Source organism: Streptomyces sp. NPDC087845 (assembly GCF_044742755.1).
Taxonomy (GTDB): domain Bacteria; phylum Actinomycetota; class Actinomycetes; order Streptomycetales; family Streptomycetaceae; genus Streptomyces.
In genome coordinates this window covers 200,818-213,292 of the sequence record NZ_JBIUVC010000004.1, presented here as the reverse complement: position 1 = coordinate 213,292, position 12,475 = coordinate 200,818, and the positions used below count along the sequence as shown (strand labels likewise).

Annotated in this window: 11 protein-coding genes; 4 read left to right on the top strand and 7 right to left on the bottom strand. The window is 71.7% G+C overall.

The window, feature by feature from the left end; translation table 11 throughout:
* Position 1 precedes the first annotated feature (1 nt).
* Complete coding sequence (locus ACIOMQ_RS12970; RefSeq protein WP_362194370.1) at positions 2-430, top strand: organic hydroperoxide resistance protein; 429 nt, start codon at positions 2-4, stop codon at positions 428-430.
* Positions 431-546: 116 nt separating this feature from the next.
* Positions 547-1,332 (top strand): EI24 domain-containing protein, encoded by a 786-nt coding sequence (locus ACIOMQ_RS12965; RefSeq protein WP_362194373.1) that lies wholly within the window; start codon positions 547-549, stop codon positions 1,330-1,332.
* A 150-nt stretch (positions 1,333-1,482) separates the two neighbouring features.
* Here ACIOMQ_RS12965 and ACIOMQ_RS12960 read toward each other — a convergent pair whose 3' ends face one another.
* Both ACIOMQ_RS12960 and ACIOMQ_RS12955 read right to left on the bottom strand, forming a co-directional pair.
* A complete protein-coding gene (locus ACIOMQ_RS12960; RefSeq protein ID WP_401937729.1) occupies positions 1,483-3,441 on the bottom strand; it encodes a flavin monoamine oxidase family protein in 1,959 nt (652 codons plus the stop codon).
* A gap of 119 nt (positions 3,442-3,560) precedes the next feature.
* A complete protein-coding gene (locus tag ACIOMQ_RS12955) occupies positions 3,561-4,157 on the bottom strand; it encodes a TetR/AcrR family transcriptional regulator (protein ID WP_362194379.1) in 597 nt (198 codons plus the stop codon).
* Between the two features lie 153 nt (positions 4,158-4,310).
* Between ACIOMQ_RS12955 and ACIOMQ_RS12950 the strand changes: the two genes are divergently transcribed.
* Positions 4,311-6,779, top strand: a complete 2,469-nt coding sequence (locus ACIOMQ_RS12950; protein ID WP_402188951.1) for a glycoside hydrolase family 3 protein — start codon at positions 4,311-4,313, stop codon at positions 6,777-6,779.
* A 91-nt stretch (positions 6,780-6,870) separates the two neighbouring features.
* Here ACIOMQ_RS12950 and ACIOMQ_RS12945 read toward each other — a convergent pair whose 3' ends face one another.
* Both ACIOMQ_RS12945 and ACIOMQ_RS12940 read right to left on the bottom strand, forming a co-directional pair.
* On the bottom strand, positions 6,871-7,869 hold the full coding sequence (locus ACIOMQ_RS12945) for an aldose epimerase family protein (protein WP_401753261.1): 999 nt from the start codon (positions 7,867-7,869) through the stop codon (positions 6,871-6,873).
* An 11-nt stretch (positions 7,870-7,880) separates the two neighbouring features.
* Positions 7,881-8,798 carry an SGNH/GDSL hydrolase family protein gene (locus ACIOMQ_RS12940; RefSeq protein ID WP_362194389.1) on the bottom strand — a complete coding sequence of 306 codons (918 nt, stop codon included), beginning with the start codon at positions 8,796-8,798 and terminating at the stop codon, positions 7,881-7,883.
* Between the two features lie 351 nt (positions 8,799-9,149).
* On the opposite strand from ACIOMQ_RS12940, the gene ACIOMQ_RS12935 reads away from it, so the two are divergent.
* A complete protein-coding gene (locus tag ACIOMQ_RS12935; protein WP_362194392.1) occupies positions 9,150-9,644 on the top strand; it encodes a DUF3145 domain-containing protein in 495 nt (164 codons plus the stop codon).
* A 139-nt stretch (positions 9,645-9,783) separates the two neighbouring features.
* On the opposite strand, the gene fabF is transcribed toward ACIOMQ_RS12935, so the two are convergent.
* The 3 genes from fabF to ACIOMQ_RS12920 form a co-directional block, all read right to left on the bottom strand.
* Positions 9,784-11,046 (bottom strand): beta-ketoacyl-ACP synthase II, encoded by a 1,263-nt coding sequence (gene fabF / locus ACIOMQ_RS12930; protein WP_362194395.1) that lies wholly within the window; start codon positions 11,044-11,046, stop codon positions 9,784-9,786.
* A gap of 77 nt (positions 11,047-11,123) precedes the next feature.
* Positions 11,124-11,372 (bottom strand): acyl carrier protein, encoded by a 249-nt coding sequence (locus tag ACIOMQ_RS12925; RefSeq protein WP_266733232.1) that lies wholly within the window; start codon positions 11,370-11,372, stop codon positions 11,124-11,126.
* A gap of 63 nt (positions 11,373-11,435) precedes the next feature.
* On the bottom strand, positions 11,436-12,467 hold the full coding sequence (locus tag ACIOMQ_RS12920) for a ketoacyl-ACP synthase III (protein ID WP_401263970.1): 1,032 nt from the start codon (positions 12,465-12,467) through the stop codon (positions 11,436-11,438).
* Between the last annotated feature and the right edge of the window lie 8 nt (positions 12,468-12,475).

Genomic DNA, 12,475 nt, shown 5'->3' with positions numbered 1-12,475 from the left:
CATGGCTATTCAGGACATCACCGTCGCGTACACCGCCGTCGCCACCGCGGAGAACGGCCGTGACGGCCGCGTCTCGTCCGACGACGGCAACCTCGACGTCGTCGTCAACCCGCCCAAGGCCATGGGCGGAAGCGGCGCGGGCACCAACCCGGAGCAGCTCTTCGCGGCCGGCTACAGCGCCTGCTTCCAGGGCGCCCTCGGTGTCGTGGCCCGTCAGGAGAAGGCCGACATCTCCGGCTCCACGGTGACCGCCGCGGTCTCCATCGGCAAGACCGCCGAGGGCGGCTTCGGCCTGGAGGTCGCGATCACCGCCACCATCCCGAACGTCGACACGGCCACCGCGCAGTCGCTCGTCGAGAAGGCCCACCAGGTGTGCCCGTACTCGAACGCCACGCGCGGCAACATCAAGGTGGAGCTGTCGGTCGCCTGACCGCTCGCACCGTCCGCCACGACCGGGGGCCGTACTCCTGCCGGAGTGCGGCCCCCGGTCGTGCACCGGGCACACCGCGCCGGGGGGAGGCCCCGCCCCGCAAGTACGCTGACGCCATGCGTGATCTCGGGGTGGGCTTCGGCTACTTGATAAAAGGGCAGCGATGGGTCGGGCGGCACGGACGCTGGTTCGGCTTCGGGCTGCTGCCCGGGCTCCTCACCCTCGTCCTGTACGCGGCGGCGCTCGTCGGCCTCGGCTACGGCGCCGACGACCTGGTGGGCTGGGCGACCCCCTTCGCCGACGACTGGTCGTCCCCCTGGCTCGGCCTGCTCCGCACCACCCTGACCGTGCTGGTCTTCGCCCTCGGGCTCTTCCTCGCCGTGATCACGTTCACCGCCGTGACGCTGCTGGTCGGCGAGCCCTTCTACGAGTCGCTCTCCGAGCAGGTCGACCGCACGGAAGGCGGTGAGGTCCCCGAGTCCGGGCTGCCGCTCTGGCGGGATCTGTGGATATCCGCCCGCGACAGTGTCCGCGTCCTGGCGCGGGTGGCGCTGTACTCGGTGCTGCTCTTCGCCCTCGGATTCGTTCCCGTCGTCGGCCAGACCGTCGTCCCCGCGATCGGCTTCTGCGTCACCGGCTACTTCCTCTCCGAGGAGCTCACCGCCGTGGCGCTCCAGCGCCGCGGCATGGTCCTGAAGGACCGCCTGGCCCTGCTGCGCGGCCGCCGCATGCTGGCGCTCGGCTTCGGCGTACCGCTGGGACTGGCCTTCCTGGTCCCGTTCGTCGCTGTCCTCCTGATGCCGGGCGCCGTCGCCGGAGCCACCCTGCTGGCCCGGGACCTGGTGGCGCCCGGCGAGGACGAGGACGCGGCGCCGGCCCCGTACACCCTCGACAAGGGCTGAGGACGGGCGGCCCATGACCGAGATCGCCGCTGTCGCCGTCATCACCGTCCTCGCGGTCATGGCAACCGCACGCACCGAATGCCGCTCCCTGATCCGGCCAGGAACTTCAGCACCCTCCCGGCCCGCTGAGCGGCGCCCGCCGGGCACGGGTCAGCTGCTGTGCACCTCCAGCGCGGACCTGACCGCCGACTCCAGGGCCCCCTCGATCCAGGCCGGCTTGATCGAGGTGTGGCAGCCGGCGAAGTGCAGCGGCCCCTCGGCCGAGCGCACATCGGCGAACAACTCGGTGTGCTGGCCCGGCAGCAGCACCGAGGCCTCGCCGTACGCGTACGGGTCGCGCATCCACGACTGGGTGGCGCCGACACCCGTGTAGAAGACCTCGACGCGCTGCCCGTACACGTCCTGCACCCCGCCCAGGGCGTGCGGGTAGCGCTCGTCGTCGTCCAGCGAGTCCCACTTCAGCGCGTCGTCGGCCCAGCTGTACGAGGCGAGGACCACACCGCCCGCGCTGCCCTCGACCGGGTGGGACGGCTGGAAGACGAAGCGGTTGGGGTTGTCGGTGACCGACCCGCCGCCGATGACGTGCGCCGCCTCGGGCTGGTTGCGCGCGGTGGCCCGGTACGCCGCGTAGTGCACACGCTGGTTGGGCGGGAGGTGACCGGGCGGTACGGAGGGGTGGGCGCCCAGCAGCGAGCCGTCGGCCGGCGCCTTGCCCAGCCGGTAGGCGTCGTACAGACCGGGCTTGATCCGCTCCAGCTCGGCCTTCCAGTCCTTCTCCTCGAACTCCCACCAGCGGCGGCTGAATTCGAGCAGCACCTTCGTCGCCGCGTCGTAGTGGATCTCGGTGATCGCGCGCCGCTTGCCGTACGAGAGCGCGGGAGCGACGGGGATGTGGCGCAGTCCGGAGAACGGCACGGTGACGATCGCCCGGTCGCCGGTGAACGTCTCGCGCACGAGCGGCTTGCCGTCGCGGCCCTCGGAGATCGTCTCGACCCGGACGCTGCCCGCGCCGTAACTGATCCTGGTGGCCCGGCGGTCGAGCCGCACGATGCCCTTGACCCGCTTGTACATCGCGTCGGCCAGGGTGGCCGTGCCGTCCGGCAACTCGAAGAACGCGGTGTCCGGGCTGATCAGGGAGGCCCCGATGAAGCTGTGCACAAAGGCGAGATGGAGCCGCGAGGTGAGGTTCTCGACCGTGCCGACGAGGTCGATGGTGCGCTCGTCGAGCTTGGCCGCCTCGGTCAGGAAGCGGAACATCGACCAGTGTCCGTACCGCTGGATGACCCGCGCCCAGCCCTCGACGAGCTCGCGGCCCTCCTTGCCCTCGAACTCCTTGCGCACGGGCGCGAAGGCCTCCCGCACGATCGTCGCGGCGGTCTTGTTCTCGAACGCGGCGGGGACGCCGAACGAGCGGTTGATCGCCTGCGGCTTCCGCGCGTAGTCGGCCTTGCGCATCCGGATGCCGTTGACATGGATCCAGGTGTGGTTCGCCGGCCGGCCCTCGGCATCGACGTCGACCAGGTAGAAGCGGCGGCGCTTCAGGCCGAAGCTGTCGATGAGCCCGGTGACGAGCGGGTGGCTGTCGGGGATCCGCATGGCGCCGGCCTCGGCGTACTGCTTCGGGTCGGCGAACGGCGCCTTCGCGTTCTCGTGGCCGCCCTTGCGGAAGGTCTTGATCCGGCCGCCGACGCGGTTGCCGTTGGCCTCGATCACGGTCACGGTGTGCCCGGCGTCGCGGAGCAGGTGCGCGGCGGTGAGCCCGGCCGGGCCCGCGCCGACGACCAGCACCTTCTTGGGGGACTTGCGGCTGCGTGGCAGGCCCTTGGACAGCAGGATGTCGCGGTAGGCGGGGACCAGCGGGCGGTCCTGCTCGTCGCGTACGAGGACGGCGCGGGCAATGGTCAGGCAGGCGTCCCAGTCCGAGCCGGGGGCGGCCGCGGGCGCGAGCGCGGTGCCGGCCGCGGTGGCCGTGCCGAGGGCATGGGGCGCGGCGGCGCTCGCGGAGCCGGCGGCGGTCGTGGCGAGGGCGGCGGCACCGGCGGCGGCACCCGCCATCAGGGTGCGGCGGGAGGGCAGGCCGGAGGAAGGTCCGGTGGGCTTGGAAGTCATGCGGCCAACCCTGGGGCGCCCCGGCGGGTGCCCTTCACCCGGACGCGCGTAGACCGCCTGGAAATCACCCGCAGGTGGGGCCCATCGACCTTGTCGCCCTGATGCCGCCGCGGGTCATGTCATGATCGGGGGTTCTCCGGAGCAGAGGGTGCCGCCGCCCGCAGCAGCGCCAGGAAATCCTGGAACGCCGCCGGCATGTCCACCGAGTCCGGATCCAGCAGCCACTGGTACTGGAGCCCGTCCATCACCGCCACCAGGAGCGGCGCCGCGCGCTCCGGAGTCAGCCCGCCGGGCAGCCGCTCGCCGTACTCCGCGCGCAGCGTCGCGGCCATGCTCGCCCGGACCTGGGTGTAGCGGCGGGTGAAGAACTCCCGCGCGGGATGATCCTCCGTCACGCTCTCGCCGAGCAGCGCCGAGAACGTCTGGACGATGCCGGGACGCATCGCGTTGTACTCGACGAGCGAGTTCAGCAGGTCGATCCGCCAGGTGCCGTCGCTCCGGGTGCCACCGCCGGTGTCCCACCGGTCGCGGTCCTCCAGCACGGCGACGAGCAGCGCCTCCTTGGTCGGGAAGTAGTGCAGGAGCCCCTGCTGGCTGAGGCCGACCCGCTCGGCGACAGCACTCAGCGAGGCGCCGCGGTAGCCGCGCTCGGCGATCACTTCCAGCGTGGCGCGGAGGATCTCCGCCCGCCGCTCCGCGCTTCTGGCCCGCACCATCGCCCCGGCCCCTTTCGGTGCTTCATCGGTCCCGCACCGAGGACCGTACGCCATCCCGATAAATCACAGAATGATAAAGAAACCTACTGCATTACTGGTTTCGGGGTCAGTATGGGGACATCCAGTGCAGGACACCGACGAGGAGGTACGGCCGTGGCAGGCGCGTCCACACCCACCCACCCCGATGCGGCCCGCGAGGCCGCGGTCGACGCGGCGCTGGCCGCACTCGGGCTCGACGACAAGGCTCGGCTGCTGGCCGGACAGGACATGTGGTCGCTGCCCGCGCTGCCCGGCATCGGGTTGGGCTCCCTGGTGATGTCCGACGGGCCGATCGGCGTCCGCGGGGTCGCCTGGAGCGCCGACGATCCGTCCGTGGCCCTGCCCTCGCCCACCGCGCTCGCCGCGACCTGGGACCCGGCGCTGGCCCGCCGGACCGGTCGGCTGCTGGCCCAGGAGGCCCGTCGCAAGGGGGTGCACGTCCTCCTCGCCCCGACTGTGAACCTCCACCGGTCGCCGCTCGGCGGGCGCCACTTCGAGGCGTACAGCGAGGACCCGTACCTCACCGGCGAGATCGGCACCGGCTATGTGCGGGGCGTGCAGGACGGCGGCGTCGGCACGACCGTCAAGCACTTCGTCGCCAACGACGCCGAGACCGACCGCTTCACCGTCGACAACATCGTCGCCCCGCGCACCCTGCGCGAGATCTACCTCGCCCCGTTCGAACGGATCGTCAAGAACGCCCATCCCTGGGGCATCATGGCCGCGTACAACCGGGTCAACGGCTCCACCATGACCGAGCACCGCTACCTGCAGAACGCGGTGCTGCGCGGCGAATGGGGCTTCGACGGCTGCATCGTCTCCGACTGGCTGGCCGCCCGCTCCACCGTCGCCGCCGTCAGCGGCGGCCTCGACGTCGCCATGCCGGGCCCCAAGACCGTGTACGGGAAGGCGCTCGCCGACGCGGTCCGCGCCGGCGAGGTCGAGGAGTCCGTCGTCGACGGCGCCGTCCGCAATGTGCTGCGGCTGGCCGCCCGCGTCGGCATCCTGGACGGCGCCCCGCCCGTCGTGGACGAGACCGCGTACCCGGCGACCGCCGACGGCGACGCGCTGGCCCGCGAGATCGCCCGCCGCTCCTTCGTCCTCGTACGCAACGAACGCGCCGCGCTCCCCATCGACCCGGCCGCCGTCCGCAAGGTCGCGCTCAGCGGGGCGCTCGCCCGGGACGCCCGGGTCCTCGGCGGCGGCTCCGCCCAGGTCTTCCCGCAGCACATCGTCTCGCCCCTGGACGGCCTCACCGCCGCCCTTCCCGAGGGCGCGCTCGACTACCGCGTCGGCGCCGACCCGAACGACGAACTCACTCCCGCGGAGAAGGGCTTCGAGCTCAGGGCCGTCTGCCTCGACGCCTCCGGCGCCGTCATCGGCTCGGCCCCGCTGCGCAACGGCACCCTCCAGTGGATCGGTGACGACCTTCCCGAGGGCGTCACCCGCGAGACGCTGCACAGTGTCGAGATCACCGGCACCTTCGTCCCGCGCGACGGCGGCGAGCACGTCTTCGGCACCCGCGGCACCGGCGCGCTCACCCTCACCGTCGCCGGCGAGACCCTGTACGACGAGGTCCACCGGGTCGCCTCCGCCGACCCCGGCGAGGCGTTCTTCGGCAACCCCCTGGAACGCGGCCGGATCACCCTCACCGCGGGCGAACCCGTCGAGGTCTCGCTGCGGCAGATCCCGGACACCCTGGGCGACGACGCGGCGATCCCCGGCGTCTCGTTCGCCCTCTGCCACCTCGGCCCGCGCCGCGACCCCCGGGAACTGATCGCCGAGGCCGTCGAGTCGGCCCGCGCCGCGGACGCCGCGATCGTCGTCGTCGGCACCACCGAGCGCGTCGAGTCCGAGGGCTTCGACCGCACCGACCTGAGGCTCCCCGGCCACCAGGACGACCTCGTCAGGGCCGTCGCCGCCGCCAACCCGAACACCGTCGTGATCGTCAACTCCGGCTCCCCGGTGGAGCTCCCGTGGCGCGACGAGGTCGCCGCGGTGCTCCTCGGCTGGTTCCCCGGCCAGGAGGCCGGCCACGCGCTGGCGGACGTGCTGCTCGGCGCCGAGGAACCGGGCGGGCGCCTCCCGACCACCTGGCCGGTCGCGCTCGCCGACGTCCCGGTCTCGAACACCGCCCCCACCGGCGGTGAACTCCACTACGACGAGGGGGTCTTCGTCGGCTACCGCGCCTGGGAGAAGGCCGGCACCGCGCCCGCGTACCCCTTCGGACACGGGCTCGGCTACACCACCTGGGAGTACGAGAGCCTGACGGCCGGCCCCGACAGCGCCACCGTCCGCCTCCGCAACACCGGCACCAGGCCGGGCGCCGAGACCGTCCAGGTCTACCTGGCACCCCGGGACGACACCGCCGAACGCCCGGTCCGCCGGCTGGCCGGCTTCGCACGGGTCGAGGCGGCGCCCGGCGAGAGCGCCGAAGCGGTGATCGCGCTGGATCGGCGCGCGTACGAGATCTGGGACGAGACGGCGTACGACTGGACCCTCGTCCCCGGCACCTACGAGGTGCAGGCGGCCCACTCGCTCGCCGACGTACGCCTGACGGCGGCCGTGGAGGTCACGCGGTAGCGGCGGGCCCTGCCCCCGACGACAAGAGCCCCGGAGCGGTACCCGGCCCCGCTCCGGGGCTCTTCTCGTGCCGCCGCCCCCGGCGCCGGGGTCAGCGCACCGAGAATCCGTACACCGTCGCCGAGACGTACTCCTCGCCCGGCCGCAGCACCGTGCTCGGGAATCCGGGCCGGTTCGGGGAGTCCGGGAAGTGCTGGGTCTCCAGGGCGATCCCGGCGCACGGCCCGAACGGCCGCCCGTCGAAGTGGTCCGCCGTGTACAACTGCACCCCGGGCTCCGTCGTGGTGACGGTCAGGACGCGCCCCGACCCCGCGTCGTACAACTCGGCCGCCGGACCCGCCCCGGCCTCGTCCAGCACGAAATTGTGGTCGTAGTCCGGGCCGACCGGCGCCGGCTCACGGAAGTCGAACCGGGTCCCGTCCACCGGCAGGAACTCGCCCGTCGGCAGGGACTCGGCGTCCACCGGGGTGATCCGCCCGGCCGCGATCCGCAGCACCTGCCCGAGCGCGCTGCCGCTGTCGGCGCCCGCGAGATTCCAGTACGTGTGATTGGTCGGGTTCAGCACCGTCGGGGCGTCCGTCGTCGCCCGGTACGCGATCCGCAGCGCCCCGTCCTCGTCCAGGGTGTATGCCGCCGACACCGCCAGACGCCCCGGGAAGCCCTCCTCGCCGTCTTCGGAGACCAGGGACAGCCGGACACCGTCCGCCACCTCCCGCGCCTGCCACACGCGCTTGTCGAAGCCCCGGGCCCCGCCGTGCACATGGTTGCGCCCCTCGTTCCGCGTCAGCCGGTGCGTGCGCCCGTCCAGCTCGAAGCGGGCACCACCGATCCGGTTCGCGTACCGCCCGACCAGCGCGCCGAAATACGGTCCGGTGAACGTCTCGTACCCGGCGAGGTCGGGCAGCCCGAGCGCGACACCCGCCCGCGCTCCGTCCCGGCCGGGCACCTCGACCGACTGCACGATGCCGCCGTACGTCAGCACGCGCACCCGCGTACCGCCCCGTTCGAGCGTCCAGCGGTGCACGACGGCGCCGTCCGCGAGGGTGCCGAACTCTTCCGCGCGTGTCACCGTGCTCGAACCTGTGTCCATGATCACAAAGGCTACGCCGGGGGCCGGGCCGAAGTGACATTGCGGTACGCGATCTCCGCCAGCCGCGCCTGCCCGTTGCGCCCCGGGTGGAACCAGTCCCACTGGCTGAGCTGCTTGCCGGTGAACGCGTAGCCGAAGACCGCCCCGCCGTCGTAGCGGCAGCGCAGATCCTTCGCGCAGACCTCCCGCAGCACGTCGTTGTACGCCACGACCCGTTCCTGCACCGAGGCGCGCCGGGCCGTGGCCTGCGCGCCCATGTCGTCCGCGTCCCCCAGCATCGACTGGCAGATCCCCAGCTTCCAGATCTGCTTGCCCAGGGCGTTGCCGCGCCCCGTCGACCAGAGCCGCTTGAGGTCCGGCACGCTCGACACATACACCTGCGCCTTCGGCGCCCCGGCCCGCAACTGACGCATCGACGCCTCGAACGACGCCCGGAAGTCCGCCACCGGCGTCATGAGCCGCGCCGAGTCCCGGCAGGCGTCGTTGGCGCCGATCATCACCGTGACCAGATCCGGCTTCTCCTTCGCGGCCTGTGCCATCTGCTCCGGCAACTGCGCGATCCTGGCTCCCGTCTCGGCGTGGTTCCAACTGCGCGCGGCGGCCCCCGACGCTCCCAGCAGCCGGACGGCGAGGCTGCGCACCTCCGTGTCCGAACCGGTCGCCCAGGACACCTCCGGACAGTCCGCCAGCACGGAACAGGCGTCGAAGCCGCGGGTGATGGAGTCGCCCACGGCGGCCACCGACTCCGGGCTGCGGTCCCAGACCGGGCCGGGCCGGGCGGACGGCTGCCGCTGCCCGGCCGCCGCTCCCTTCGTCGACCCGTCCCGGTCGGCGTCGCAGCCGGTCAGGGCGGCCGCGCCGAACAATGAGACCGCCGCCAGAACAGCGGCCGCGCTGCGAGAACGGTGACGGGCGGAACGATCCTGCATCCCTGGTTCCCCTCGGTTATGCCCCCGGCAACCCCTCGTGGCACCGGGGGAAATGGCCCACGTGCCCCGCGGGGTGAAAGCTGGGCGAATGATGTGCCCAGGACCGACCGTACGTCACACCTCGGCCCCCGCCGCGCGGTAGCTTTTCCTCGTCGAACCAGCGGCGCATTCCCCCGCCCGGCTCCACTCGGGTGGCTTTCCGTAAATCACATCACGTCACATACGGTCCTTTTTCAGGAGATTCACCCCGATGCTGTTTACTGACGACAACCTCGGGAGCCGGCTGAGAAGAGACGGTACGGGCGCGAGGCCGCTGGGAAAGGCGAACTTCGTCCCACACTGGAGGACCCGGTGACGACACGTGGAGTTCTGTACGTTCACTCCGCACCGCGCGCGCTCTGCCCCCATGTCGAATGGGCTGTGGCGGGGGTCCTCGGTGTGCGGGTCCAGCTCGACTGGATCAGACAGCCGGCCGCGCCCGGCACCTGGCGCTCCGAATTCTCCTGGCAGGCCCGGCCCGGCACGGCGTCGAAGCTGGCCTCCGCGCTGCGCGGCTGGGATCTGCTGCGCTTCGAGGTGACGGCGGAGCCGAGCCCCACGACGGAGGGCGAGCGCTACAGCTCCACGCCCGAACTGGGCATCTTCCACGCCGTCACCGGCATGCACGGCGACATCCTGGTGCCCGAGGACCGGCTGCGGGCGGCGCTGGCGCGGTCCGTGCGGGGCGAGACCGACCTGGAGGCCGAGATCGCCAAGCTGCTCGGCAAGCCGTGGGACGACGAGCTGGAGTCCTTCCGCCACGCGGGCGAGGGCGCGCCGGTGCGGTGGCTGCACCAGGTGGTGTGAGGGCGCACAGTTCAGCCCCTCCGGCGATTGAGGAGCGGGGGTCCGGGGGCAGAGCCCCCGAAACGCCCCGTGCAACGGACGAAACCCGTCTCCCCAGCTGGGGAGACGGGTTTCGGTGTACCGGGCCGCGGACCGCAGGTCAGACGCTGCGGAACGCCAGGACCACGTTGTGCCCGCCGAACCCGAACGAGTTGTTGATCGCGGCGATCGGCCCCTCGGGCAGCGGTCGCGGCTCGTCGCGCACGACGTCCGCCTCCACCTCCTCGTCGAGGTGCTCCACGTTGATCGTCGGCGGAGCCATCCGGTGGTGCAGCGCCAGGACCGTCGCGACGGTCTCGATGCCGCCCGCGCCGCCGAGCAGGTGGCCGGTCATCGACTTCGTCGCGGAGATCGCGACATGGTCGAGGTCGTCGCCCAGCACCTTGCGCAGCGCCTTCAGCTCCGCGATGTCGCCCTGCGGCGTCGACGTGGCGTGCGCGTTGAGGTGCACGACCTCGGACGGCTTGAGGTCCGTCTCGTCCAGCAGGTTCTGCATCGCGGCGGCGATGCCGCGACCGGTCGGCTCGGGCTGCGCGATGTGGTGGGCGTCCGCGGACAGACCCTGGCCCAGCACCTCGCAGTAGACCTTGGCGCCGCGCGCGGCGGCGTGCTCCGCGGACTCCAGGACGACGACCCCGGCACCCTCGCCGAGGACGAAGCCGTCACGGCCGGTGTCGTACGGACGGGAGGCCTTCAGGGGCTCGTCGTTGTTCTTGGACATCGCCATCATGTTGGCGAACGCCGCGATCGGCAGCGGGTGGATCGCCGCCTCGGTGCCGCCGGCGATGACCACATCGGCACGGCCGGTGCGGATCATCTCGACGGCGTACCCGATCGCCTCGGCGCCCGAGGCGCAGGCGGAGACCGGGGTGTGCACACCGGCCTGGGCGTTGACCTCCAGGCCGACGTTGGCGGCCGGGCCGTTGGGCATGAGCATGGGCACGGTGTGCGGGGAGACGCGGCGTACGCCCTTCTCCTTGAGCACGTCGTACTGGTCGAGCAGGGTGGTCACGCCGCCGATGCCGGAGGCGATGACCGAGCCCAGCCGCTCGGGCCGGACCTTGTCGTCCTCACCGGCCTTGCCGGTGAAACCGGCGTCCGCCCACGCCTCCCGGGCCGCGATCAGCGCGAACTGCGCCGAGCGGTCCAGCTTGCGGGCGAGCGGACGGGGCAGGACGTCGCCCGGGTCGACGGCCGCGAGAGCGGCGATCCGGACGGGCAGTTCGGCGAAACGTTCGCCCTCGAGAGGCTTGACGCCGGACCGACCGGCCATCAGACCTTCCCAGGTCGACGCCGAGTCGCCACCCAGCGGAGTGGTTGCGCCGATACCGGTGACGACCACGGTGCGATTGGTCGAGTTCACTGGAAAATCTTCTCCACGTGTAGAGGGTCGTGAATCAGCGGCGCCACCGCCGGGTGGCGACACAGGAGCAGGCCTGATCAGCCCTGGTGCTTGAGGATGTACTCGGCGGCGTCGCCGACCGTCTTGAGGTTCTTGACGTCCTCGTCGGGGATCTTGACGTCGAAGCGCTCCTCGGCGGCGACGACGACCTCGACCATGGACAGCGAGTCGACGTCCAGGTCGTCGGTGAAGGACTTGTCCAGCTGGACGTCCTCGACCGGGATACCGGCGATCTCGTTGACGATCTCGGCGAGACCCTTGACGATCTCTTCCTGAGTGGCGGCCATGTTGGCGCTCCTTCGATGTTTAACTGCAGGTTGGGGCTTGCGGGCCGAAACGGCCTGGTGTGCCTAGGGGAGGGTAACGACCGTCGCGGCGTAGACGAGACCCGCCCCGAAGCCGATGACGAGCGCGGTGTCGCCGCTCTTCGCCTGACCGGTCGCCAGGAGCCGCTCCATAGCGAGCGGAATCGAGGCGGCGGAGGTGTTGCCGGTGGTCTCCACGTCACGGGCGACCGTGACGCTCTCCGGCAGCTTCAGGGTCTTCACCATCGAGTCGATGATCCGCATGTTGGCCTGGTGCGGAATGAAGACGTCCAGGTCTTCCGGGGCGATCCCGGCCGCGTCCAGCGCCTGCTGGGCGACCTTCGCCATCTCGAAGACGGCCCAGCGGAAGACCGCCTGGCCCTCCTGCGTGATGGCCGGGAACTTGACCTCGCCCCGCTCGTCGAGCGGCAGCTTCGAGACATCGCCGATGCGGAAGTCGTTCCACGCCACGGTCTGCTTGATCGTCTCGGACTTGTCGCCCTCCGAGCCCCAGACGGTCGGGCCTATGGCCGGCACCTTGGACGGGCCGACGACGACCGCACCGGCACCGTCGCCGAACAGGAAGGCCGTCGCACGGTCCGTCAGATCGGTGAGGTCACTGAGCCGCTCCACGCCGATGACCAGCACATATTCCGCCGAGCCTTCGACGATCATGCCCTTGGCGAGAGTGAGCCCGTAGCCGAAGCCCGCACAGCCCGCCGAGATGTCGAAGGCAGCGGGCTTGCCCGCGCCGATCTTGTGGGCGATCTCGGTGGCGATGGCCGGGGTCTGCTTGAAGTGCGAGACGGTGGAGACGACCACGGCGCCGATCTGCTCGGGCGTGATCCCGGCATCGGCGATGGCCTTCCCGGACGCCTCCACGGACATCGCGGCCACGGTCTCCTCCTCGGAGGCCCAGTGGCGGGTGGCGATGCCGGAGCGCGAGCGGATCCACTCGTCGGACGAGTCGATCGTTTCGAGGATCACCTCGTTGGGCACGACACGGGTCGGGCGGTAGCCGCCGACACCCATGATCCGTGCGTACGGGGCGCCCTGGCTGGGCTTGATCTTCGCCATGCTCTCGG

What these genes read in the sequence shown, in the direction of transcription:
- ACIOMQ_RS12955 (WP_362194379.1), bottom strand. Translation starts at nt 4,157, where the DNA reads ATGGTGCGGGCCAGAAGCGCGGAGCGGCGGGCGGAGATCCTCCGCGCC.
- ACIOMQ_RS12925 (WP_266733232.1), bottom strand. Translation starts at nt 11,372, where the DNA reads ATGGCCGCCACTCAGGAAGAGATCGTCAAGGGTCTCGCCGAGATCGTC.
- ACIOMQ_RS12940 (WP_362194389.1), bottom strand. Translation starts at nt 8,798, where the DNA reads ATGCAGGATCGTTCCGCCCGTCACCGTTCTCGCAGCGCGGCCGCTGTT.
- ACIOMQ_RS12920 (WP_401263970.1), bottom strand. Translation starts at nt 12,467, where the DNA reads ATGGCGAAGATCAAGCCCAGCCAGGGCGCCCCGTACGCACGGATCATG.
- ACIOMQ_RS12970 (WP_362194370.1), top strand. Translation starts at nt 2, where the DNA reads ATGGCTATTCAGGACATCACCGTCGCGTACACCGCCGTCGCCACCGCG.
- ACIOMQ_RS12965 (WP_362194373.1), top strand. Translation starts at nt 547, where the DNA reads ATGCGTGATCTCGGGGTGGGCTTCGGCTACTTGATAAAAGGGCAGCGA.
- ACIOMQ_RS12960 (WP_401937729.1), bottom strand. Translation starts at nt 3,441, where the DNA reads ATGACTTCCAAGCCCACCGGACCTTCCTCCGGCCTGCCCTCCCGCCGC.
- ACIOMQ_RS12945 (WP_401753261.1), bottom strand. Translation starts at nt 7,869, where the DNA reads ATGGACACAGGTTCGAGCACGGTGACACGCGCGGAAGAGTTCGGCACC.